This window comes from Pseudomonas ekonensis, from assembly GCF_019145435.1.
In the GTDB taxonomy this organism is placed as follows: domain Bacteria; phylum Pseudomonadota; class Gammaproteobacteria; order Pseudomonadales; family Pseudomonadaceae; genus Aquipseudomonas; species Aquipseudomonas ekonensis.
In genome coordinates, this window is record NZ_JAHSTS010000001.1 from 1963900 (window position 1) to 1987239 (window position 23340).

Below are 23340 nucleotides of genomic sequence, written 5' to 3' on the forward strand. Positions count from 1 at the left end.
AAAGGGGACGGATCTATTATCAAAAAATAGATCCGTCCCCTTTTCGGTTCGTCTCGCACCTCAGAGGTCAAACTCACAGATTCTCTAGATCAACATATAATCTTTGGTGCCGATTTTATTTGCGATTTTCACGATGCGGTGAGGTTGCCTGAGCAAATTTCCCGCTGAAACTGCGGCTTCCTCCGAAACATGAACGCTAAAAGGCTCGAACTCATCTTCTAGGAAGAGCCCCCAGCACACCTGCCATCCCGGCGCATCCAAACTCGGTGCAAATGGTTGGACCTCGTATGCCCTACCAAGGTCAACCGCATACCCCCTGCCGGGAAGATCCCCCTCGGCTCGAATCGAACGGCTAACGATACCAACAACGTCTCCTGCCCGATTGAACACCGGGCCTCCGCTCATGCCCGGCGGCCAGTCAGTCTCCACCTCAATAACCGGACTAGGGTTGGCTGTCCCAACCCCATTCAGATGCACATCGACAATACGTCCATATGCGCCGTACATCCCTTCCGACAAAAGCATTTTTTGAGAGTCAGCCGAGAGCTCAGAAAAGTCTAACTCTGGGTACCCGACAGCAAGCAATATATCCCCGACTCGCGGTCGCCATCCGTTGATACACACGCTGACTGTCTGGGGAGGGCGTACTTGCGAACCAAGTGGAGAGGTCTGCATGACTGCTAGGTCCACGGCAACTTTACGCTCCTGGCTCCCTCTTAAAGCACCTATGGGGTCATCAGAATCCATCATGACTTTTTGATACCCGGTTACAGGTACGAAACAGTCGTTGGGAATGGCGACTGAGCCAATCACGATTGCATGCATGCTCAGAAGCAAAACCGGTCGGCTCGTTCCGTTTTCTCCAGAGAAATCGATGACGTGATGGGCTGTAAGGAATGTGCCAAACTGATCAATGTTGAATGCAGTGCCAAACCCAAAGAGCTGTCCATTTGTGTCTTGCCGGAATACGGGTACTACGGCATTTCTCAACCCGAAGGGATCTTGGATTCTGAACGGATGAAAAGGTCGTTCTGGGTCGGGGGCAAGGGGGGAGCCCCATTGTGACGACTCAGTCATTTCACAGGTGGCAATCTCAAACGGTACGAGTTCTTCCATGGCCGCTCCTAAACACGATCCTGCCCTTACCTCTGCTCTTCTAAGCATGGTTCGCGGTCAGCTTGAATCAAGAGTAAGCGGCGGCGTAGATGTGAAGCAAGTGGCTAGTTTTGACTTCGGTAACCTTACTTATTCCTGAAATACACTGGGACGAGCACATCCGTTTAGCACTTCCTAAATTCTTGCCCTAGGCATACCGGGATAAATACCCTCATCCACCATACACCTAGCACGAAAGGCAGATACTGGCCGAAAGCAGCCAATCATGACGGCTCTCGACCAAATTCCGCTACGACTAACATTCACACATCAGCCGCAGAGCCACACACCTACTTCGGCTCAACGTTATCCAACGCCTGATTCACCGCCACTTCCCCCAACATCACCAACTGCGCAATGCCAATGGCCGTCTTGCGATGCATCGGCTCCAGCACCGCCGCAAAGTTGTTGAGCATCGCGCTCGCCGAACCGAGGGATTCGCTGGCGTTGGCCAGCAGGGATTCGGTGTCGTAGACCGGGTTGGCCAGGTACATGGGTTCGGGTTCCTGGCGGGTGCCCATGATGTTGGGTGGGGGATTGAGGTAGTGGTCGAGGGCGCGTTCGGCGGCTTCGTTGAGTTTTCGGGACTCGGGGGATTCGTAAGGGGATGCCGGGTCGGTGACTGGCGGGTTTGGTGTTGGTTTGATCATGGTGAAACTCCCTTGTGTCGTCATAAGGAGCCATCACCCCCTCGCTACCAAACGATGGGTGGCGGCCATGCACAGGTTGGTAGACCGGGACACAAGGAGACCGGCGCGCCCGAAGACGCCCTGTGCATGACCACCATAAAACCGAGACGATAGAACGCCGCGCTAGTGAGCTGTGCACCTTGTGTTGATCTCGGGCTACCAAACCCGATCACCGTTTTTCGATGACCCGGAAACAGTAAAACCCGCACCCTAGACGCACAAGCCGGCGGATTCTGGCGCAGGCGTAGGTAACGGCGCAAGGCGTTGTAGCCTTGGGGAAGTAACGGCGGGTGTCTTTAAACGCCACCCCAAAAGCTTAAACAACGGCCTGTTTTTCCGTGCGAGCACCTGGAGTTGAGCGGGCGATGTCTATCTAGGCATTTGCTCGGTCAGCAACCTGGAAGGAATGAGCAACGTATTGGTGTAATACGCTTCGTACCCATAGGCGGTGATACGCACTTTGCAGGGGATTGCAGCTTGCGACGCCAGCAGGGGCCTGATGGCGTCATAGTCATTCAGGTCGCGTTGGGTTCCGTTCGGCTGGGTGTAGTAGAAGACGAGCTCGGAAGAAAACATGTGATGGGGTTGGGGCTCGCTGACCGCGGTCACCCGTCCTTCGGCTCGGATGTCGATGGTGTGTTCCGATGAGAAGTCCAAGTCCCGATTGAGGGAGCAAATCAGGGTAGGGGAGAGTTGGTTGGACTTTTCGTAGTCATTGAAAGCGTTTTGCAGATCCACCGTGGAGGAAAAGCGCGCCGTGAGCAGATGGCTGGCACCACGTTCAAAAGACGTTAACGTGAGGTCGGCCGGTGGGATGTTCGCCGTTTTCGTGCACCCGGCGCAGAGAAGTATCGTGAAGCCTATGACGCTGCGGAGCTGACTCACTGAGTTTTACCGTCCTTGGAATTTCGTCGCGAAGGGTGCCGCAAGTCGCGGTCGCCTTCAACCGGTTCAGAATCGGTGGTGCGGCCATCGGACAGAGCCTACTCATTTGCCTTCGGATCAAACATTTTGCCCGCAGCGATGCGGGCAGAATGCGAGGTGGATGAGCGTTGGAAGCGATCAAAACGGTGGGTTGCATCCGTTGGCCTCCGCCACTTGCTCAGTAGTGTCCTTACGGCGTGGTTCAAGGTTCCATGGGGTCTTGTCGCGAGCGATGACGTAATGGCAGACCAGTTGCCGGCGCATCCCACCACCGTCGTTGTTCTTCCACCTGGCATCATCGCCAAACTTTTTCTGCAACTCCGCCATCACAAAATTAGTTTGCTCCGGCGTGGCATTCTTACCGTATTGCGTAGGGATGACTGACAGACTCCATTCGTTCTGGCCACTGCCGGGATCAAATCTTTCGATCCAAACTGCTGATTGAATGTATTCGATGGCAGGCGTTATCGAGCACTGTTGATCACTCGGTACATAAACAAATGAAGCGTCCTCTGCACGTGTTTGAGGCAACGTCATCTGGATAATCGGTAGGCAGTCTCCAGTGCTGTTCAAATAGTCTTTCTGATCAAACTGCGCATCTTTTAAGCCACCTGACAAGTAAAACAATGCCTGAACAGGCTGCTTCTTGGGTTGGGTGCCGTCCCACGTGGCGAGTCTCAGCTCGTTTTGTTGCACAAATGTATCTGAATCCAGAGTCATTGCCTGAATAAACGCTTCAAAAGACTGAGTGGCTTTTTCGTTAGCGCTGTCTCGAACGTTAAAACCACATTGGTTAACGTTGCTCAGGCCGTCTTGTCTGTGCTTAGCCAACCATTGTTCAGCCGTCAGTATTCCCTGTTCATGACAAATGCGACTGTCGGCCGTTTGTTTGGTACTGGGGCCGCAACCTTGTTGTTCCGGGCGGGTAAAAGAGCCAGCATCTTCAGGAAATGCACACAACACTCGAGCAGGTATTTTGTCAGGTGGAGTGAGAAGCGGTGGATAGATAATATTCCCGTTATCTTCGTCGCGTACCAATCTTCTAAATTTGGAGTCAGAACGCAAATAGGAGTATGACCACCCTCCACTGGCCATCGATGTCGGACTTGGCTCCCAAAACTTGTAGGCCGTAGACGGGATCGTTGCTCTGAAAGTGATTCCGTTGCAAGTAAAGCCAGGTGCAGAAAGTTGAGTGCAATACATGCGGGTATCAAGATAACGCGCACGTAAATCAGCCGCGACTCTTTTCCCCACCGCATCACCTGCCGCATCCGCAAAAGCCAGGCCCGCCCATACACTTGAGCACACTGCGCCCACACAAAGAACACCACTCATTACTTTGGAAGTCATGACAGTTCCTCTCATTATCAATTTGAAATATTAACCGCCAGCTTTTCCAGTTGAGTAAACGACAACCTCAGGATCAGGGCGGACAAATTCGAAAATTTGGCTTAGATGGGATTGCAACCTGTGGCAACAGCTTTTTCATGCGTGGTATCTGGCCTGAACGGTTCCATATTCCATTCGTTTTTGGTTCGGAATGTTGTAATCAGGCACACTAACTGGCGACGCATGCCGCCCCCATCTAACTCACGCCACTGGGGATCCGAGCCGTATTTCGTCGTCAACTCGGCGTAAAAAGAATCCGTTTGAGCAGCATTGATCATCCTGCCGCAATCGGTTGGGATTACTGACAATGACCAGCGCTCGGCTTGTGCACCCGGGTCGTAACGTTTTACCCAAACGGCGGAGTCGATGTATTGATTGCACGTCACATCCTCCAGACGTGCCTGGTCCGCTGGAAGATACTTGAAGGTGGCCTCTTGTGAAGGGTCCTGCGGCAAGGTCATTTTAATCACAGGAATGAAACGGCCATTGGCGGTGTAATAAGCCAACTGGTCTTTCTGGGCAGTTACTTTTCCGCTATCGGTTGCTTCACCTGTGATTGTGTTTGTGCCGAGATAAAACACTGCCTCTACCGGCACGTTGCGCCCATTCCCTTGAGGCCAGGAAGCAATCCTCACTTCATTGTTGCTTAGGCCCACGGTTCCATAATGCTCGTTGCTCGCATAATCGTTGGCACGTATGAACTCCATGAAAATCGGAGCACCTTGAGGTTCATTTGCGGGCCTTAAATCAAAACCACATTGCCGATGATGGGATTGTGCGTTGGCCCTATACGCATCAACCCAAGCGTCCGCTGTACGTATGGATTGCACCTGGCAACTGTTTTCAACCTCTGCGGTTGTGAAGGCATCACCACACCCATTATCGTCGCGCACATGTGAACCCGCATCTACCGGAAATGCACACAGTACATCCGGTTTCAGCATGTCCTCGGGGGTATTGAATTTCGGTAGCAATATATACCCATGTTGATGGTCAGAGGCCAGTTGACGAAACTTCACATCTTTACGTAAAAAAGAAAAAGCCTGCGCGTATTTTGAAGCGGGGCCAGGATTCCAGAACCTGTAAGCTTCGGAGTAGACAGTTCCGCGAATCAATACGCCACTGCATAATATCGCCGGACGACCGTTGGAGCCGCAGTTCTGCACAGTGCTGTTATAACGATCATTCAGATGTCGCTCGACCATCGCGCCAACTTGATCAGGCGTCATGTAGTCGGCATAGGCGTATCCATAAGCGGTAGAAGTACTGATGCACACTAATAAACTGCACAGACGATTCATTTCGTTCTCCTGGTGTCGATTAAAAAGCAAGAGATAATTCAATGAAAACGCCTCGGCCTGAATTCGTCCACTGTCAAAAATGACAGTGCAAAATACTCATTCCTCATTAGAAACTATTTTTTTATACCGCAAAGCCCAAACCATTCGTCTAAGTCGGCAAACCTTACAGCTATAAAAAGTTATTCAGTGAACAGGAAAAAGTCTGGGTTCTGTCTGTAAAAAGACGTCGCTGATGCCACTTCATCGGCTCGGATGTCGATGGTGTGTTCCGATGAAAAGTCCAGATTCCGATTGAGAGAGAAAATTAGGGTAGGGGAGCGTTGGGTGGCTCATTCACCTTGGCGGTACAGGCTCACCTTGGAATCCCCAAACCCGCCCTCATAACATCGCCTACACCCACACCCCGAGAGGACAGACCATGACCCGTCAAACCGAAACCGCCATTCTCGCCGGCGGCTGCTTCTGGGGCATGCAGGATCTGCTGCGGCGCTATCCCGGCGTGCTGCACACCCGCGTCGGCTACACCGGCGGCGAGGTGCCGAACGCCACGTACCGTAATCACGGCAACCACGCCGAAGGCATCGAGATCGTCTTCGATCCTGCGGTGATCAGCTACCGCCAGATCCTCGAATTTTTCTTCCAGATCCACGACCCCACCACGCCCAACCGTCAGGGCAACGACCGGGGGCCGAGCTACCGTTCGGCGATCTATTACCTGAACGAACAGCAACGGGACGTCGCCGAGGACACCGCCGCCGATGTCGATGCGTCGGGCCTGTGGCCGGGGCGGGTGGTCACCGAGATCGAACCGGCGGGGCCGTTCTGGGAGGCGGAGCCGGAGCATCAGGATTACCTGGAGCGCATTCCGAACGGCTACACCTGCCATTTCATCCGGCCGAACTGGAAGTTGCCGAAGCGGGGTTGAGTGGTGGGCGGCTGACTTCATAGCCAACAGGCATCTGTCACAGGTGAGTGACGCTGAAGGCTGGCGGGCAGGATCGGCGCTAATGTCCGCTTTTTGCCCGAAGAAATGAGGTTGTGGGATGGGCCTCGATAGCGAAAGGCCCATCTACACCGCGTCGGCAGGCTTAGGTGTGTGCCGCCATTCGCTCAGATTGCGTAATAGATGGTTTTGGCAACGTCATGCGTAGGCTTTCGCGGTATTGTTCCGCCGGCGCCTCGTGGGTGACTTCAACCACGGCATCATAGTTTTCTCGAATGACCGACTCGATCTCAGCAATGTCGGCGCGGAAGAACTCTTTGCGTCCGTTGACCTTGTTGAGGCGTCCTGTCGCGAAGTGTTCGTGCAGTTTTGCTTCAAGTGCGGGGGCGTTGTTGGAGAAGACCATCGCATGCACGTCGAACCAGAACGGCACCGAGGCGTCACCCAGTTCATCAACTCGATCCATGGGTTCCAGGCGGCGCGTCATGCCGATCTTGTAGATCCCTTCCCCGAATGCCCCAATGTTTGAGATGACATACACATAGCCGGCTTTCGCATTCTGTTCTCGGTAATCGATCAGCTTTTCTGCGCTATCCAGCTCGGCTCGACTTGCTTCAACTTCGGCCAGCTTCGCCAGCAGGGCGGTGCGCTCTTCTTCTGACTCCACTTTGTCCAGGCGAGTCTGGAGGTCACGCATGGCGGCCGTAAAATGTTTGCGTTCCTTGGCGAGCTTCTCCCTGGCCGCACGAATTTCTTGTTCCAGCTTCTGCTGTTCGCGCAGTTCCTCCCGGGCGCGTTTAGCTTCTTCCTTTTCCTCCTGCTTCTTGATCTGAAACTCGTGGGCGAGGTGCAACTCATCGAGCTTGAGGTTCAGATACGTGCGCGACACTTCCACACTCATGATCTTGCCAAGGCGATTGCAGGCTTCGAACGATTTAAGGATTCGTTTCTCGCCCAGTTCGACGTTGTCGAATTTCACGTTGTCCACGCAGACATCGGCTTCGTTGTTGAATGAACGAATCACCAGCTTGATCATGTCATTCACAAGCTTGCGGCCTTGGGCCACGCTGTTGTTGACAGTCCAGTCCATGTTGCCGGTCGCTGCTTGCCCCATCTTGATCAACGTCTTTTGTTGATCCCGGACACGCTCCAGGCGGGCTTTGTACTCCTGGCTGGTGACTAGCTTGAACTTGGGTTGGTAGAGCGCAAAGCTTTCCAGGAGTAGCGTCTCTTCCCACACGAGTATCTGCGCCTGCAAGTCAGCGGAGCGTTGCGCGAGTGCTGCCGTCTCCCGTTCTGCACGCTGAGTTTCTTCGCGGACGGTCGCCAGCTTCTGTTTCTCCTGATCGATCAGCCTCTGAACATCCAGGAGATCCATGGCGCCGATTTCTGCGGTGAGTGCCTGCAACTGCGCGTACTGCGCTTGGAGGCTTGTAAGCTGGGCATTCAAATCATCCGCGCGTTGTCGGTGGGCGGGACCTTTCCAGTAGTCGCTAAAAGACATGCGTTTCTTCCTTGTTCGTGAATCAAATGGTCGCTCGGTTCTAATTCAACTCGGATGCCCTCACAGTGCAAAGCATGGGTGAGGGCAAAGCAAACAATCCCTGATCATCACTCTCTTGCTTGAGTGACGAAAGGATTCTCCCGGAATCATCGGATTTGCTCCAGGTGATTCAAGTGTTGTTGCAGGAGGCGCGGCAAAGAAGGCTGTGCGTGTCGGTGTGGTTGAGAAGGACGCCGGCGCGAAGGCGAACGGACAGCCTAAACCCCCGGCAACTCCACCCGAGCCACCAACCCCGTCCCCGGCCGGTTGCGCAGCGTCAGGTCCCCCCCTTGCTCCCGCACAATCGCCCGCGCCGACGACAGCCCCAGTCCGACGCCGCCGGTGTCGCGGTTGCGCGAGGTCTCCAGGCGCACGAACGGGTCGAACACCCGTTCCAGCGCGTCTTCGGGGATGCCCGGGCCTTCGTCGCTGACCTCGATGCAGATCGCGTGCGGGCCGACGCTCAGGGCGATGCGCGGGCGCCGGGCGTACTTTTCTGCGTTCTCCAGCAGGTTGACGATCACCCGTTTGATGCCCAGCGGGCGGCCGTCGTACACCAGGCGGGCGGGGCCGCTGAAGTCGATGTCGAGGCCCTGGTCGCGGTAGTCGTCGACGATGGTCTGCAGCAGTTCCGAGAGGTCGAACGCGGTCGGCGCTTCCGGGCGGGTGTCTTCGCGGAAGAAGGTGAGCGCGGCGTTGATCATCGACTGCATTTCTTCGATGTCGCGCACCAGTTTGTCCTGTTGGCTGAGGTCATCCATGAATTCGCTGCGCAGGCGCATGCGGGTCAGCGGGGCGCGCAGGTCGTGGGAGATCGCCGCGAGCATGTGGGTGCGCTCGCCGATGAAGTGCTGGATCTGCGCCTGCATGGTGTTGAAGGCGATGATCGCCTGGCGGATCTCTTCCGGGCCTTCGGCCTTGATCGGCGGCGCGTGCAGGTTGCGGCCGAAGTGCCGGGCGGCGCTGGCGAAGCGTTGCAGCGGCCGCGCCAGTTGGCGGGTGGCGACCCAGGCGACCAGCACGGTGGCGATCAAACCGAGCAGGATGACGATCGCGATGCGGGTGCGGATCTCCAGGCCCCAGCTGCGCTCCGGCGGCGTGAACGACAGCCAGCTGCCGTCGGCCAGTTGCAGGAGGGCGACGTAACGGCCTTCGGCGCTGCCGGCCGGCCAGTCGTCGGGGTTGTAGGTCTCGATCGTGCGTCCGGTGCCCAGCAAGGTCTGCAGCACGGCCTCTCGGCCTGCCGAGGCGTCGTCGTTCACTTTGATCTGGATGCCGCCCCCCGGCAGGCCGAAGTCGGCGCGTTGGGGCTTCCAGACCACATTGAGCAGCGGGCTGCTGGCGGCGTGGGCCAGTTGCGGCCGCAGCGGGGCGGGCGCGGCGTCGAGCACGCGCACGGTCATGGCGATCTGCTCCAGCAGGCCGGTGCGTTCGATGGGCGGGCGCGCCCAGATGCCCGCCACCTGGACGAACAGGGCGTTGAGGGCCAGCGAGGCGACCATGGCCGCAACGATGGTCAGCGCGATGCGCCGGCTCAGGGTGTCGCGCTGCAGCAGTCGGCGGATCATGGGCGGGTGACCTTGGCGGAGAACATGTAGCCGCCGTTGCGCACGGTGCGGATCAGGTCCGGGCGTTTGCTGTCGGGCTCGATCTTGCGCCGCAACCGGCTGACCTGCACGTCGATGCTGCGGTCGTAGACGTCGTGGCCCTGGCCGTGGGTCATGTCGATCAGTTGCTCGCGGGTGAGGATGCGCTGCGGGTGTTCGAGGAACAGCACCAGCAGGTCGAACTCGCCGCCGGACAGCGGGATCATCACGTTGTCGGGGGAGCGCAGTTCGCGGCAGGTGATGTCCAGGCGCCAACCGGCGAAGCCGATCACCGGCCGCGTGGGTTCGCCGGCCTGGTCGGGCCGTTCGCCGGTGCGCCGCTGCACCGAACGCAGCCGGGCGAGCAGTTCCCGCGGGGCGAAGGGTTTGGTCACGTAGTCGTCGGCGCCCAGCTCCAGGCCGACGACCCGATCGCTGAGCTCGCCCATGGCCGTGAGCATGATGATCGGGATGCCCAGTTGCGTGTGCACCTTCTGGCACAGGCTCAGGCCGCCTTCGCCGGGCAGCATCAGGTCGAGGATGATCGTGTCCGGCCGCTGTCGGGCAATCGCCGCCCACATGGCCTGGCCGTCGGCGGCCACGTCCACCTCGTAGCCGTGCTGGACGAAGAACTTCTTCAGCAAGGACAGGATTTCCACATCGTCGTCGACGATCAGCAGTCTGCTCACGTTCACGGGGTTCCCTGGCGGCCCAAAAAGAGGTGCGACTCTAAAACCATTCGGGTGTGCGGGTCATATATTTCAATCGAGCAACATTTCTGCGGCCGGGACATCAAGCGGACATTCTCTGGCAAAACCCCTCGTGCACTCTGCTCGCCATTCCAAACGAGGGGGCTTTATGACGATTCCGAAAAGCACATGCATTGCCGTCCGGCACACCGCGCAGCGCCCGCTGGTGCTGAGGCAGCGCACCACGGTGCCCAAGCACGACAAGCCGATCCTGTTTCAGGAGTCGTGCCTGGGCTTGAGCGACGATCAGAGCAAAATCGTGCTGCGCCGCTATTTCGAGCGTTACAGCCCGTCCGGCACCGAGTGGGTGGAGTACGCGCACACTATCCCGACGGCCGACCTCATCCACTGGATCATGATCCATGGCCAGTTGCGCGTCGAAGGCTCGGAAGACACCTCGCCTGCCCAAGCCTCCGCCTGACGGACACCCAGGAATTGCACGGATGAAAAACAGATATTCGGTATCGCTGCTGTTCGTCGCCACCCTGAGCCTGTCTGCGTGCAGCAGTAAAAAGGTCGAACCGGCCACGAATGCGGGTTTTCTGCGCGACTACAGCGTTTTGAAGGAACACAGCACGCCTTCCGGGCAGACCGCCCTGAGCTGGGTCAGCCCGGCCTTGAAGCGGGGCCGGTACAAGCAGGTGTACATCGCGCCGAGCCGGTTCTACCCGGACGTCGCGCCGACCGAACGCATCCCCCAGGGCACGCTGTACACCGTGACCGCCTACTACGACGCCGCGCTGCGGTACGAGCTGGGCAAAGTCGTGCAACTGTCGTCGAAACCTGGCCCGGACACCTTGACGGTCCGCCCCGCGATCACCCGCGTCGCCGCCAGCACCCAGAGCCTGCGTTATTACGAATGGCTGCCGGTGACGCTGGTGGCCGCCGGGGTCAGCACCGCCGCCGGCATCCGAGACCAGGACAGCGAAATCACCACGGAAGTCTCCTTCGAGGACGGCGCGACCGGCGAGGTCGTCGCCCAGGTGATGCGCAAAGGCACCGGCATACCGCTGGACGACGACAAGCAAGTGATGACGGCGGCCAACGTCAAGTCGGTGCTGGATGGGTGGGCCAGTGATTTGCGGGAGTCTTATGTGAAGGGGTATCGGTGAGGTTCGTCAACGTCGGCGTTCTGTGACGTTGCTGGTTTCTTCAGATCCGGATCGAGTGATAGCATGTGGCCTTCATGGAGGTGAGGCCTGGCGACCGGCTGCCCATGCGAGCCGGCCGTCAACGGTGACGTTGCCGGCGTTTCTTCAATACAGGGATTTACGACGTGAAAAACATTGCCGCACCGCTGCTTGCATCGTTTCTGGCCTTGCAGGGCTGTGCAGAGATGCCGGACTACTCGAACGCAAACGCCGGCGAAACGGTCGATGAAGCGCGCTACACCGTGCTGGAAACCGAAACCTACGCGGGAAGGCCTCAGCGCCAATTTCTGGATCTTCAGCCGGACCTGAACATCATCAGGGTCAACGACGAGAAAGTGGGGAACATTCCGTTCTCCACCTACTACTACAAGAATGACTCCCCCCAGCGTGCGGTGTTGAAACCCGGCAAGTACACGGTCCAACTGGAATACCACTTGCCCAGGAAGTTCTTGTTCACGAACCTCGAGTTCGAGGGCAAGCCTGGCCAGAAGATCATTGCCCGCTCCAAATACGTAGGGCTGGATCGGCTGCAGATCTGGCTGGAGGATGTCGCGACGGGTGAAGTGGTGAGCAAGGGGATGCACTGACCGGCGTTCTTGAGCCCGAGTTGAAGGCGTTGGTTTGGTGCATCAAGTTTCGGTACATCCGTGACAGGTACACAGACAACAAAAAGCCCGGCTGATGAAGCCGGGCTTTTTGTTGTGCGCGTTGCGTATCGGTGATGGTCATCCGTGCTGAAAGGCTGGTGGTCGATCCGTCCTGTCGCTGTTTGGGCAGGGGAGAGGCCGGCTCCGGTCGTCACTGCGATTGCCGACCGTACTGGGGGGCAAGTTGCGCTGGGTGTTCGGATGAGGTGGAGCGGAGGAGGAACCGCATGTAGTCTGCGTGCTGGTTAACTGAATTCGGGACTGTATCGATGTTCTTTGGAAACGGCCGTAAACCTCTTCTGGATTTTTTGCGCAATATGACGCCGCAGATTCTCTTCTTGGCGATTGCGTTGGTGGCTGGCAGCAAACTGAACCTGGATAAGTTTGATCTGAGCTTCGATGGGGTGAGGCGAACACTGCCGTTCGCCATGTGTTTGTTCGTGTTCTTCGCATCCACCCTGGCAAATCTCACAACCTTTTTGGAGGAGTCCCTTGTCGCGGTTCAAAAAAATGGATCGGTTCGCTCCCTTGAGCTCGATGGCGTTCAAGGAGTGCGACGGATTTGGTTGCTGCTTGTCGATGCATGGTCAAGGCACAAACTCTCAGTCTTCAGGATGGTTCTCGTCATGGTCGTTGCTGAGACGGCCATGGTGGCAGTCTTTTTGATGGGGATTCAAAGTGCGGCGGTTAGCCCGTTTCTCAGTAAGTGAGCATTTCAAAGTTTTTCTTGGGTTTAAGTTTGGGAGAATTTCAAATGGGAAGTGAGGGGGCTCTTTGTTGAGCTGAATCGGTGCCTTTAAGCGCCAATCAAAAATGCTCAAACACAGGGCGTGTTTCGGCCTCGTTGTACTACTTATGCAGGTTTGGCCCCGAACAACCGCATAGCCAGCCCAAACCGAGTCCTCTATCTTGCACCCTCCATTGGAATTCACTCACAAGGAAGACACAGTGAAAGCATTCGTAGCCGTGGCCCTGTTGGCCGTTCTCGCCGGTTGTGCGTCGAAGGGGAAAAGCGACGCAGAGATCTACACCGAAGCCGCCAAGGCCCATGTCGCGACGCTGCCTGCCGGGCAGGGCAAGTTCAGTTTCCCCAGCACCAAGATCCTCAGCCACGGGCTGATCGGCGACAACCTGGCGATTGCCGCAGGCGGCGGCGCCAACGCGGCGCAGCTCAAGCAGGCGTTGTTGATGGCCAAGGTCGGAGGCGACAGCGGCTTTTTGATCATCGGGGCGGCGACTTCGCTGGACGTGGCCGTGATCAAGAACGCGGTCGATGAACTCGACCTGAAGGGCCTGCGCATCTACTACGCGGGCGGAGAATCCCAGAAGGATGACGTGCGCAGCGCCGTTGAAAAGGCCCAGGCGCAGTTTCAGTACATCAGTGTGCAGTGACAGGTACACAGACAACAAAAAGCCCGGCTGATGAAGCCGGGCTTTTTGTTGTGCGCGTTGATCAAACCCATGGATTCAGACTGCCCGACGTTCGGCCAGACGGTCTGCGCCTCCTTCGGCGATGGCGTCACTGAACAGCGGGTCGGTCTCGGTGGCGGCGACCGCATCGCTGAACAGCGGGTCGGTCTCGGTGGCGGCGACCGCATCGCTGAACAGCGGGTCGGTCTCGGTGGCAGCGACCGCATCACTGAACAGCGGATCGGTTTCAGTCGCGGCAAAGGCGTTCAGGGCGAAGAGCGAGAAGGCGATGCCGAGGAGGGTTTGGCGTTTCATGGTGATCTGCTCCGGTGTAGTGGTTGGGTATGGCGCCGATCCTACGCTCCGGGGCAGATAAGAGAATTTCATTGAGTTAATGGTTGTTATTGATGTGGTCAATCATTCAGTCGCTGAACGCCCCCCCCTGATTCACCCCCATTCCAGCAACAGTGTTTGTCCAATCCCCCGATTTTTACCCCGCCCGCCACCCCTTAGCATCGTCCCCAATCCGTGAATGAACACGGTTCCCCCAGAGACGGTGAACATCATGAACCTCAAGAAAATGGCGTGGGTTGTGCTCCTCGGCGGTTTCGGCGCGCAGGCGTTTGCGGCCACGGCGGACGCCGAAAATATCCCGGTGGAGACCTACAGCTCCGCGTCGCAACTGGACATCGAACATGTGATTTCCATCACCGAACCCGCCAACGAGTGCGCCCCGGTGCCGGTGCGGATGACGTATGAGGACTCCCACGGCGAGCGGCATGTCTTGCAGTATCAGGTGATGGGTTCGGGCTGCTCCAACGGTTGAGTCCGGTGCACGGGATGGAGGGTCGACACTCCATGTCCGCTGCGTTCAAAGGGCCTTTGCGCCGACGATGTCTTCATCCGATGCCAGCAGTTGCGGTATCGCGGTCTTGAGAAATTCCACCCAGGTCTTGATCTTCGCATCGACGAACTTGCGCGACGGGTAGATCGCGAACAGGTTCAACTCCTCCAGCCGGTAATCCGGCAGCACCCGCACCAATGTCCCCGCCCGCAGGCCGTCCACGGCCGATGCGATCGGCTGTATGCCGATGCCCATGCCTTTTCTGATCGCGATGCTCATGCCGTCGGCGGTGTTGATGTGGAAGGGCGACAGGGGAATGGTGATGGTTTGCGTGCCTTCGGGCCCTTCGAATGTCCAGTTCTCCACCGGCATCACCGTGTTGACGATGCGCAGGCACTCGTGCGCGCTGAGTTCGCCTGGGGTGGCGGGTTTGCCGTGTTTGGCCACGTAGCCGGGGGCGGCGCAGAGGATGCTGTAGGTGATGCCCAGGCGCTGGGCGACGAAGCCGGAGTCGGGCAGGTCGCGGGCCAGGACGATGGACATGTCGTAGCCTTCTTCGAGCAGGTCCGGGACGCGGTTGGTCAGGGTCAGGTCGAACATCACCGTGGGGTGGATTTCGCGGTAGCGGGCGATGGCGTCGATCACGTAGTGGTTGCCGATGGCGGACATGGCGTGGATCTTCAGGCGGCCGACGGGCAGGGTCTGGGCGGTGCCGGCCTCTTCGTCGGCTTCGCGCACGTCGTCGACGATCTTTTCGCAGCGTTGCAGGTAGCGCGCGCCGGCCTCGGTGAGCGCCAGGCGCCGGGTGGTGCGGTTGATCAGGCGCGTGTGCAGGCGAGCTTCGAGGGCGGACACGGCCTTGGAGACGTTGGTCGTGGTGGTGTCCAGCAGTTCGGCGGCGGCGGTGAAGCTGCCGCTTTGGGCCACGGCGATGAAGCAGCGCATGCTTTGGAATACGTCCATCGGGGTCGTCTCGGGTAGGGTGCGGGCATTATAGGGGCGGCGCAGGCGCTTTTTGTGGTGAGGGAGCCAGCGCCCTCACCACAGGGGCAAATCAGCGTTTGTGGGTTTGGGGGATGAAGCCCGGGACACCGGTTTCGACCACGGAGTTGAAGCGGATCCGCGTGGCGATGTCGTCCTTGATCTCCTGCATCGCCCGCACCGGCAGGGTGTCGATGTCGATGTTTTCCTGAATGTGCCCCGGCGTCGCCGATGTGGTGAGGAACGCGGTGCCGCGCTGCACCGCCCAGGCCAGCGCCACTTGGGCCGGGGTTTTCCCGACGCGCCGGGCGATGCCGGTGAGGACCGCGTCGTCCAGCACGTTGGGCGTCATACCGTGGCCCAGCGGGGCGAAGGCCAGCAGGATAATGCCGTGGGCCTTGCAGAAGTCGAGCATCTCCCATTCCGGCAGGTAGGGGTGGGATTCGATCTGCACCACGGCGGGTTTGATCCGAGCGGCGGCGACGATCTCCTTCAGCGCCTCCAGGGTGATGTCCGACAGGCCGATGGACTTGCAGCGGCCTTCATCCACCAGGCTTTCCAGCGCCCGCCAGGTGTCGATCAGGCGCACCTCGCCATCGTAGAGGACATGACCGAACACATCGCGCGGGTCCTGGTCGTCGCCAGCCTTGAAGGCGAACGGCGTGTGGATCAGGTAGCAGTCGATGTAGTCGGTGCCCAGCCGCTGGCAGCTGGCCTCGAAGGCCGGTTTGACCCGCTCGGGGCGGTGGTTGGTGTTCCACAGTTTGGTGGTGATGAACATGTCTTCGCGGCGCACGGTGTCGGCGGCGAACATCTGCCGGAAGGCCTCGCCGATCTGGGCTTCGTTGCGGTAGCGCTCGGCGCAGTCGAAGTGGCGAAAGCCGGTTTCCAGCGCGCATTTGACCGCGTCGGTGGTGGTGCTCAGGTCGCGGAACAGGGTGCCGAACCCCACGGCGGGCATCGCGCCTGCGCCGTTGTTGAGCGGCAGGCGGGTGTCGCGCAGGGTGTCGTGGAAGGCTTCGTAGGTCATGGCGTTTCTCCGGGAGCGGGCGTCAAAGGGTGGTCGGGGCCGGGCGGCTGGCGAGGCGTTGGTCGTGGGCGCCGATGGCGTTGCCGCCGAGGGCCACGAACAGACGCACGGCGTCGAGGTACTGCGAGGTCTTCACCTGGACCTGCCCCAGCAGCGCCTGCTGATAGGCGCGTTCGGCCTCCAGCACTTGCAACAGGCTGTTCTCGCCCTGGGCGTAGGCCTGCCGGTTGAGGCGCAGGCTGGTGTCGGCAGCGCGCAGGGCGTCGCTTTGGGCCTGGTCCTGCTCGGCGCTGTGGTTGATCGATTGCAGAGTGTCCGCCACTTGTCCGAAGGACTGGATCACCGTCTGCTGATAGCGGGCGAGGGCGGCGTTGTAGCCCTCGACGGCGGCCTGGCGTTCCGCCTCCAGGGTGCCGCCGTTGAAGATCGGCGCGGTCAGCCCGGTGGCGAAGCCCCACAGTGCCGCGCCGCCGTTGCCCGAGGCGGCCTGGGCCAGCGAGGCCGACAGTTCGACGTGCGGATAGAGGTTGGCCGTCGCCACGCCGACCGCCGCGCTGGCGATGTGCAGCTCGGATTCGGCTTGCAGGATGTCCGGGCGGGTGCGGGCCGTCTCCGACGGCAGGTTGACCGGGATGTTCGACGGCAGGGCGAATTCGTCGAGGGTGAAGTCCGGCGCGGTCCAGTCCGCCGGGCCTTTGCCGGCCAGCATCGACAGCGCATGCCGCGCCGCGTCCCGTTGCTGGGCCAGGGGCGGCAGCAAGGTGCGGTCCTGGGCCAGGCGGGTTTCGGCCAGCGACACGTCGATCTGGGTGCTGACGCCGCTCTGCTGCGCCTTGCGCACCAGGTCGAGGTTCTTCGCGTCGTTGGCCAGCAGGGTTTGCACCGCGCCGATCTGCGCGTTGGCCGAGGCCAGCAGCAAGGCCTGGCTGGCGACGTCGCCGGTCAGGGTGAGGTAGGCGGCTTCGTAGCGGTGCCTTTGCAGGTCGGTCGTGGCTTGCTGCGCCTCGACCTGACGCTTGTTGCCGCCGAACACGTCCAGGTCGAACGCGACCCGTGGACCGATGGCATAGAAGTTCGACACGCTGGGCTGCGTGCCGTTGTGGGTGCGCTGGCGCCCGGCGGTGGCGGCGAAATCCACCTGCGGGTACAGCGCGCCCTCAGCGGCGGCCACCGACGAGGCGGCCTGGCGCAGGGTAACGTCGGCAGCCGCGAGTTCGAGGTTGCCGTCGATGGCGCGGCGCATCACTTGATCGAGCTTGGGCGAGCGCAGCGCGGCCCACCAGTCGCCGTTGAGGCGTTTGCCCATGTCGAAGCGCTGCTCGGCCTGCGGGTCGTAACGTAATGCTGCGAGGCGGTGGCGGCGGGCCGCTGGAAGTCGGGCCCGACGGTGCAGGCCGACAACGACACCAGCAGGGCCAGTGCGCTGAAGGCGGCGGGGATCGCAGACGGGGTGAAGCGTGCAGAAGTGTTCATTGTCCAGACTCCACGAAAATCAGTTGGCCGAAACGGGTTTGCGCAGGAACAGCACCAGCGGGCTCACCACCAGCATCGCCACCAGCAGGATCTTGAATTGGCCCATCACGGCGATGAACGCCGCCTGGTGGGTGGCCAGGTGATTGAGGCCTTCGAGCGCCGGCAGCGAGGTCGGCAGGGTCGTGCGGTAGGGCGTCAGTTGGCTGACCAGCGCCGAATGCACCGCCTGGGTGTTGTTGAAGAAAAAGATCTGCACCATCGCCACGCCCAGGGTGCTGCCGTAGACGCGGATCAGGTTGAACAGGCCGGTGGCCTCGGGGCGCAGCTTCGGTTCGAGCGTGCTGAAGGCGACCTTGCTCAGGGCCGGCATCAGGATCCCCAGGCCGACGCCCTGGATGAACCCGTTCACCGCCACGGGCGTCCAGTCCATCAGCGGCGAATAGCCGAGCATCAGCCAGTTGGCGTAGGCCACCAGGGCAATGCCTGCGGCAATCAGCCAGCAGGCGTCGACCCAGGCCGGCGCACGGGTCGCCAGCAGGAACGCACCGACCAGGCCGATGCCGCGCGGCACGGTCAGCAGGCCCGTGGTGTCCGGCGGGTAGCCGAGGATCTCGTCGAGCATCGGCGAGGTCAGGGCCATGGTCGACAGCAGCACGAAGCCGAAGGCGAAGAAGATCGCCGTCGACAGCAGGAAGTTGCGGTCGGCGAACAGGGCCTTGTTGAAGAAATGCGCCTTGGCCGTCAGCACGTGCACGGCGAACAGGTAGAACCCGAGGGCGCAGGCCAGTGCTTCGGTCCAGATTTCCGGCGAGTCGAACCAGTCCAGCCGTTCGCCGCGGTCCAGGAGCATCTGCAGGCCGATCATGCCGAGGGTGAAGGCGCCGTAGCCGAAGAAGTCGAACGAGGGGCGCTGTTCGGCCTTCTTCTCGGCCAGCAACAGGGTGACCGCCAGGAAGATGTACGCCACCAGCGGCAGGCTGAGGTAGAACATCGGCCGCCAGTCGAAGTGCTCGCAGATCCAGCCGCCCAGGCTCGGCCCGCTGGCGATGCCGAGCAGCACCAGCGCGGTCCATTTCGGCCCGAAGGCGGGGCGGCGTTCGGCGGGCAGCGTCTCTAGGGCGATGCCCATCGACAACGGCGCCAGCACCCCGGCGGCGAGGCCTTGCAGGATGCGCGCGGCGATGAACGCCAGCGGCGTTTCGGCCAGGGTGGCGAGCCACAGGCCGAGGGCGAACGCCAGCAAGGCCGTCTGATAGACACGCTTGAGCCCGAAGCGCCCGGCCAGCCACTGTGCCACCGGCGTGGTGACGGCGCTGGCGGCCAGGTAAGCGGTGAAGATCCAGCCGGCCTGGTCGTCGGTCATTGACACGCTGCCCTGGATCAGGCGCAGCGCGGCGTTGGGCAATGGCAGGTTGGCCGATTGCAGGTAGGTCGCGAGCAGGGCGACAAACCGCAGCGCTCGCGCATCGGCCGTCGTGGATGCGGTGGCGGCGTTCATCACGCGTCACCTGCGCCGAGCAGCGATTTGAACGGATACCACCACGGCGTGCGGTGCCCGGTGTCGACGGTGACCGTGGCGCTGGTGCCGGAGAACAGCGGCAGGGCCGGGTCGGCGTCGTCCAGTTCCAGGCGCACCGGAATCCGCTGCACCACCTTCACCCAGTTGCCGGTGGCGTTCTCCGCCGGCAGCAGGGCGAAGTCCGCGCCGGCGCCGGGGCTCATGCTGATGACATGGGCCTGGAACGCGCGATCCGGGTAGGTATCGAGGGTGATGGTGGCGCGCTGGCCGGGCCGCATGTGGGTCAGCTGCGTCTCGCGGAAGTTGGCCTCGACCCAGACCTCCCGGTCGGAGATCAAGGCGAACGCCGCCGCACCGTTATTGACGTAGTTGCCCACCTGCAAGTCGTCGACCTTGGCGACGATGCCGTCCTCGGGCGCCGTGACCGTCGCATAGGACAGGTACAGCTGCGCTTCGTCGAGCTGGGCCCGGGCCTCGCGCACCGTCGGGTGGCTGTCGGGGGCGATGTCCGGGTTGCCGTTGAGGGCGATGACGGTGCTGGCGATCTGTTGCTCGATGGACGCGATGCGCTGGCGCGACACCTTCAAGTCAGTCTCGGCGCGCTCGTACAGGGCCCGAGAGACGAACTCGGTGGCGATCAGGGCCTTCTTGCGGGCGAATTCCTTTTGGTCGAAGTCCGCCGACTCCTTGGCCGATTGCAGTTGCGCCTGCTGTTCGCGGTAGCTGGCCTTGAGGCCGTCGATGCGCAGGCGGGCGTTGCTGAGTTGGGCTTCGGCCCGGTCGACGGCGATCTGCAAGGGTTTGGGGTCGATGCGAAACAGCACCTGGCCCTTGTGCACGGACTGGTTGTCGTTGACGGCGATCTCGATGACCTGCCCGGACACCCGCGCATTGATCGAGGCCTTGGCCACGCGGGCGTAGGCGTTGTCGGTGGACACGAACGGTTCGCCAGCCCGGTAGTGGCTGTAGCCGATCACGGCGAAGAGGGCGGGCAGGCCGGCCATCAGCCACGGTCGCAGCTTCTGCTTGAGGGGCTTTCTCGGCGGCGCGTCGTTCAGGCGCGGGCCTGGGTGTTCGTGGGCCGGTGCGGCGGTGAGATCCAGTTGCTGTGTCATGATCGATACACCCTTGTCCGGGACATCGGGCCGACCGGTGCGCATTCGCCCGCGGCCCTGACGTGATTGGTTGCTGTGAGTCATCAAGTCCATGGGCGGCGGGAGGATCGCTCCACCGCTGTTTCGTCGTCGCTGCACCCGGTTCGAGCGCTGTTACAACAAACCCTGCCAACCAAGGAATTTCTGGTTCCTTGTTTTTGTGCGATGGTGTAAGAATATGAGCGAGAAATCTTCCCTGCAAGGAATTTATACGAGATGGCACAAAATAAACCGACAGCAGGAAAAGGCCGCGGCCGTCCGCGTGCCTACGATCCGCAAACGGCGCTGCAACAGGCCCTGGGCGTGTTCTGGAACACCGGCTATTCCGCCGCCTCGCTGGACAGCATCGCCAGCGCCGCCGGCATGAACCGCCCCAGCCTGTACGCTGCGTTCGGCGACAAGCACGCGCTGTACATCAAGGCGCTCGATCAGTATTGGGACACGGCGCACGCCGCCATGCAGGAAGCGCTGAACGACAGCAGCCTGACCCTGGAGCAGGCGCTGACGCGGTTCTACGAAGGGCAGTTGTCGATCTACTTTTCCGGCGACGGCGCGCCGCGAGGCTGCTTCGCAATCGGCACGGCGACCACCGAGGCGGTGGAGGATCCGGAGATCCGCGAGGTGCTGTCGCGGCGCCTCAGCCAGCTGGATGCGGACCTGGAGCAGCGCCTGCGCCGGGCCGTCGAGTCCGGCGAGCTGAAGGCCAGCGTGGATGCGGCGGCGTTGGCCCTGCTCGCGTCGTCGCTGCTGCACAGCATTTCGATCCGGGCACGGGCGGGCAAGTCACGTCAGGAGCTGACCGAACAGGCCCAAGGCGCCGTGCGGGTGATCTGTGGGTGAGGGTGGCCATGGACGGGCTTGAGGACATTCTGGCGCCGGGGCTGTCCGTGGTGTTCTGCGGGATCAATCCCGGTTTGCTCGCTGCGGCCCAGGGGCACCATTTTGCGGGGCGGGGCAACCGTTTCTGGCGCACCCTGCACCTGGCCGGGTTCACGCCCGACGAGCTGCGCCCGGAGCAGGACCGCTCGATCCTGTTGCACGGCTGCGGGTTGACGGCGGTGGTGGAGCGGCCGACGGCGAGGGCGGATCAGTTGGCCGCCCAAGAGTTCAGCGCAGCGGCAGCGGCGTTCGAAGGCAAGATCCTGCGCTACGCGCCGCGTGTCGTGGCGTTCCTGGGTAAGGTGGCCTATGCCGGGCTGACCGGCCAGAAGACGGAGGCGTGGGGGCTTCAGGCGCAGGTGTTCGGCAACGCGGCGGTGTGGATCCTGCCCAATCCCAGCGGACGCAACCGGGCGTTTTCACAGGAACAGCTGGTGGCGGCTTATCGCCCGCTGCGCGAGGCGCTCGGTCAGCGCTCCTGAAGCCAGGTGTTCACCACCCGCCGGTCCAGCTCTTCCCAGTCCGCCATGCCCAGCACCCGCGTGGTGTTCAGCCCGCGCAGGTAGCCGCGCAGCTGATTGGCCACCGCCTTGACGCGCTCCGGCTCGGTCGCCTCGCCCAGGGCGGTCTCGTACTCCACCAGGTAGTCGGCCACGCGGTCGCGGAATTCGGGCAGGACGGTGTCGCGGATCAGGTCAAAGGTTCGCACTCGGGGGTTCCTCACGGGTTGTTCTGATTGTGGTCGCACGGCTGCCAGTCTGCACGGCGGGCAACTATTGGTTCAAGTAATAGTGACCATCAAGAAACGCAAGTTCTGCTTTGCGGCCGATGGGCGGAAAATCGCCTCCATCGAAACGCAGCTCAAGGAATTTGCGCGATGAAGACTCTGACCCGACTGGCTATGGTCGCCCTGATGATGGGCGGGGTGGCCGCGACCGCACCGGCCAACGCAGACGACGCCCGGTCGTGCCATTTTCTGCCTGTCGCCGCCAGCTCCGCAGGCTTGCAGCATTCCCAGACCGTCGGCGTGCTGTACAGCGAAAACACCCTGGAGAACCTGCAATACCTCGAGCGCTACCACGATGTGGCGGTGAACGGCGCCAAAGGTGCGCTGGATGCGCGGATCCGCGACGCCTTCGTCAGCAGCTCCGACCCGGAACTGGCCATCGACTGGCTGATGAGCTCGCTGCAACAGCAGTTTCTCTCGGTGACGGTCTACGACAGCCTCGATGCGCTGGTGCAGGCCCACCCGGACGTGGTGGTGATGCTCGACACCCACAACCGTCTGCTGACCCAACGCAACAATCAGGTCGAGGCGCGTTTCGCCGCACGGTTCTACGACGCCGACCTGCAATACATCGGCAAGGCCGAAGGCGCCGTGGAGAAACAGATGCCGTCGGTGTGGGTGCACAACAAGGCGGCGCCTGAGATCGCCGCGCAGATCGCCCGGCAGCGCGACCTGCAACTGAACGCCCTGCGGCAGTTCGACGATTCGCTCAAGGCCCTGGTGGCCGCCGGCTGATCCGGCCCCGAAAAACACAACGGCAACGACGGCGCCCGTGACGCCGGACGTTGCCGACGAACCGAACCTTTGTTTTCAGGATGTGATCCATGCGTGCTTTTTTCTTCTCCGTTTTCGCCTTGTCCGTCGCGACGCTCGCCGGCTGCGCCAGCGCACCGAACGACCCGAGCCTGACCTTGCAGACCCGCAAGACGCCCGCCGAGTACGCCGATTGCGTCGTGCCGAAACTGCAGGGCCGGGCGCTGAACCCGAGCGTGTCGCAGACCCAGCGCAGCTACCGCATCGTGGTGCCGAGCAAGGTCGCCGCCGACAACGTGCTGGAGGCCTACAAGTCCGGCAGCGGCGGCAAGGTGTTTGTCTACGAGCGCCACTTGCTGGCCTCCAACTTCACGCCGTCGAGTTTCGAACGCGCCGCCCAGGACTGCCTCTGACCCGCAATACCCGCTTGCTC

The 23340-nt window shown here is 60.9% G+C and carries 25 protein-coding genes and 1 pseudogene; 11 read left to right on the top strand and 15 right to left on the bottom strand.

The genetic code is table 11. From position 1 onward, the window contains the following. Window positions 1-84 precede the first annotated feature (84 nt). The 5 genes from KVG96_RS08825 to KVG96_RS08845 all read right to left on the bottom strand — a co-directional run bounded on the left by KVG96_RS08825 (window position 85) and on the right by KVG96_RS08845 (window position 5458). Window positions 85-1116 (bottom strand): S1 family peptidase, encoded by a 1032-nt coding sequence (locus KVG96_RS08825; protein ID WP_217891664.1) that lies wholly within the window; start codon window positions 1114-1116, stop codon window positions 85-87. A 329-nt stretch (window positions 1117-1445) separates the two neighbouring features. Beyond that, entirely contained in the window at window positions 1446-1805 is a 360-nt protein-coding gene (locus KVG96_RS08830; RefSeq protein ID WP_217891665.1) for a DUF6124 family protein, read from the bottom strand. A 408-nt stretch (window positions 1806-2213) separates the two neighbouring features. Continuing rightward, window positions 2214-2729 carry a hypothetical protein gene (locus KVG96_RS08835; protein WP_217891666.1) on the bottom strand — a complete coding sequence of 172 codons (516 nt, stop codon included), beginning with the start codon at window positions 2727-2729 and terminating at the stop codon, window positions 2214-2216. 177 nt (window positions 2730-2906) lie between these two features. Then, entirely contained in the window at window positions 2907-4118 is a 1212-nt protein-coding gene (locus KVG96_RS08840) for a DUF2599 domain-containing protein (RefSeq protein ID WP_217891667.1), read from the bottom strand. Between the two features lie 101 nt (window positions 4119-4219). Continuing rightward, entirely contained in the window at window positions 4220-5458 is a 1239-nt protein-coding gene (locus KVG96_RS08845; RefSeq protein WP_217891668.1) for a DUF2599 domain-containing protein, read from the bottom strand. A 418-nt stretch (window positions 5459-5876) separates the two neighbouring features. Between KVG96_RS08845 and msrA the strand changes: the two genes are divergently transcribed. Next, entirely contained in the window at window positions 5877-6383 is a 507-nt protein-coding gene (msrA, locus tag KVG96_RS08850) for a peptide-methionine (S)-S-oxide reductase MsrA (protein WP_085639222.1), read from the top strand. A 163-nt stretch (window positions 6384-6546) separates the two neighbouring features. Here the strand turns inward: msrA and KVG96_RS08855 are convergent, their stop codons facing one another. The 3 genes from KVG96_RS08855 to KVG96_RS08865 form a co-directional block, all read right to left on the bottom strand. Continuing rightward, window positions 6547-7905 carry an SNIPE associated domain-containing protein gene (locus KVG96_RS08855; protein WP_217891669.1) on the bottom strand — a complete coding sequence of 453 codons (1359 nt, stop codon included), beginning with the start codon at window positions 7903-7905 and terminating at the stop codon, window positions 6547-6549. Window positions 7906-8162: 257 nt separating this feature from the next. After that, window positions 8163-9512 carry an ATP-binding protein gene (locus KVG96_RS08860; RefSeq protein ID WP_217891670.1) on the bottom strand — a complete coding sequence of 450 codons (1350 nt, stop codon included), beginning with the start codon at window positions 9510-9512 and terminating at the stop codon, window positions 8163-8165. Next, complete coding sequence (locus tag KVG96_RS08865; RefSeq protein WP_217891671.1) at window positions 9509-10219, bottom strand: response regulator; 711 nt, start codon at window positions 10217-10219, stop codon at window positions 9509-9511. Before KVG96_RS08865 ends, KVG96_RS08860 begins: the two co-directional genes overlap by 4 nt. 169 nt (window positions 10220-10388) lie before the next feature. Here KVG96_RS08865 and KVG96_RS08870 point away from each other — a divergent pair, with 169 nt between their 5' ends. The 5 genes from KVG96_RS08870 to KVG96_RS08890 all read left to right on the top strand — a co-directional run bounded on the left by KVG96_RS08870 (window position 10389) and on the right by KVG96_RS08890 (window position 13469). Beyond that, complete coding sequence (locus tag KVG96_RS08870; RefSeq protein WP_217891672.1) at window positions 10389-10700, top strand: hypothetical protein; 312 nt, start codon at window positions 10389-10391, stop codon at window positions 10698-10700. Between the two features lie 22 nt (window positions 10701-10722). After that, complete coding sequence (locus KVG96_RS08875; protein ID WP_217891673.1) at window positions 10723-11391, top strand: DUF3313 domain-containing protein; 669 nt, start codon at window positions 10723-10725, stop codon at window positions 11389-11391. Window positions 11392-11555: 164 nt separating this feature from the next. Continuing rightward, a complete protein-coding gene (locus KVG96_RS08880) occupies window positions 11556-12017 on the top strand; it encodes a hypothetical protein (RefSeq protein WP_217891674.1) in 462 nt (153 codons plus the stop codon). 329 nt (window positions 12018-12346) lie between these two features. Next, the gene (locus KVG96_RS08885) at window positions 12347-12787 is read left to right on the top strand and encodes a hypothetical protein (protein ID WP_217891675.1); all 441 of its coding nucleotides are present in this window, start codon (window positions 12347-12349) and stop codon (window positions 12785-12787) included. Between the two features lie 238 nt (window positions 12788-13025). Next, window positions 13026-13469 (top strand): hypothetical protein, encoded by a 444-nt coding sequence (locus tag KVG96_RS08890; RefSeq protein ID WP_217891676.1) that lies wholly within the window; start codon window positions 13026-13028, stop codon window positions 13467-13469. Window positions 13470-13544: 75 nt separating this feature from the next. On the opposite strand, the gene KVG96_RS08895 is transcribed toward KVG96_RS08890, so the two are convergent. Then, entirely contained in the window at window positions 13545-13802 is a 258-nt protein-coding gene (locus KVG96_RS08895) for a hypothetical protein (protein ID WP_085585662.1), read from the bottom strand. 250 nt (window positions 13803-14052) lie between these two features. Between KVG96_RS08895 and KVG96_RS08900 the strand changes: the two genes are divergently transcribed. After that, a complete protein-coding gene (locus KVG96_RS08900; RefSeq protein WP_217891677.1) occupies window positions 14053-14313 on the top strand; it encodes a DUF2790 domain-containing protein in 261 nt (86 codons plus the stop codon). Between the two features lie 45 nt (window positions 14314-14358). Here the strand turns inward: KVG96_RS08900 and KVG96_RS08905 are convergent, their stop codons facing one another. The 5 genes and pseudogenes from KVG96_RS08905 to KVG96_RS08925 all read right to left on the bottom strand — a co-directional run bounded on the left by KVG96_RS08905 (window position 14359) and on the right by KVG96_RS08925 (window position 20449). After that, window positions 14359-15294 carry a LysR family transcriptional regulator gene (locus KVG96_RS08905; protein WP_217891678.1) on the bottom strand — a complete coding sequence of 312 codons (936 nt, stop codon included), beginning with the start codon at window positions 15292-15294 and terminating at the stop codon, window positions 14359-14361. 91 nt (window positions 15295-15385) lie between these two features. After that, complete coding sequence (locus KVG96_RS08910; protein ID WP_217891679.1) at window positions 15386-16342, bottom strand: aldo/keto reductase; 957 nt, start codon at window positions 16340-16342, stop codon at window positions 15386-15388. Between the two features lie 22 nt (window positions 16343-16364). Next, a pseudogene (locus KVG96_RS08915) lies at window positions 16365-17815 on the bottom strand (efflux transporter outer membrane subunit). Between the two features lie 19 nt (window positions 17816-17834). After that, window positions 17835-19313 (bottom strand): DHA2 family efflux MFS transporter permease subunit, encoded by a 1479-nt coding sequence (locus KVG96_RS08920; RefSeq protein WP_217891680.1) that lies wholly within the window; start codon window positions 19311-19313, stop codon window positions 17835-17837. Then, window positions 19313-20449: an HlyD family secretion protein gene (locus KVG96_RS08925; RefSeq protein ID WP_217891681.1), complete on the bottom strand. Its 1137-nt coding sequence runs from the start codon at window positions 20447-20449 to the stop codon at window positions 19313-19315. Before KVG96_RS08925 ends, KVG96_RS08920 begins: the two co-directional genes overlap by 1 nt. Window positions 20450-20704: 255 nt before the next feature. On the opposite strand from KVG96_RS08925, the gene KVG96_RS08930 reads away from it, so the two are divergent. After that, complete coding sequence (locus KVG96_RS08930) at window positions 20705-21328, top strand: TetR/AcrR family transcriptional regulator (protein WP_217891682.1); 624 nt, start codon at window positions 20705-20707, stop codon at window positions 21326-21328. Window positions 21329-21336: 8 nt separating this feature from the next. After that, window positions 21337-21849: a G/U mismatch-specific DNA glycosylase gene (gene mug / locus KVG96_RS08935; RefSeq protein WP_217891683.1), complete on the top strand. Its 513-nt coding sequence runs from the start codon at window positions 21337-21339 to the stop codon at window positions 21847-21849. On the opposite strand, the gene KVG96_RS08940 is transcribed toward mug, so the two are convergent. Next, window positions 21837-22076, bottom strand: coding sequence for a hypothetical protein (locus tag KVG96_RS08940; protein WP_217891684.1), 240 nt, complete (start codon window positions 22074-22076; stop codon window positions 21837-21839). The genes mug and KVG96_RS08940 overlap by 13 nt on opposite strands. A gap of 168 nt (window positions 22077-22244) precedes the next feature. Here KVG96_RS08940 and KVG96_RS08945 point away from each other — a divergent pair, with 168 nt between their 5' ends. Together KVG96_RS08945 and KVG96_RS08950 are read left to right on the top strand one after the other, a co-directional pair. Beyond that, a complete protein-coding gene (locus tag KVG96_RS08945) occupies window positions 22245-22889 on the top strand; it encodes an ATPase (RefSeq protein WP_217891685.1) in 645 nt (214 codons plus the stop codon). 89 nt (window positions 22890-22978) lie between these two features. Next, a complete protein-coding gene (locus tag KVG96_RS08950; protein WP_217891686.1) occupies window positions 22979-23320 on the top strand; it encodes a hypothetical protein in 342 nt (113 codons plus the stop codon). Window positions 23321-23340 lie beyond the last annotated feature (20 nt).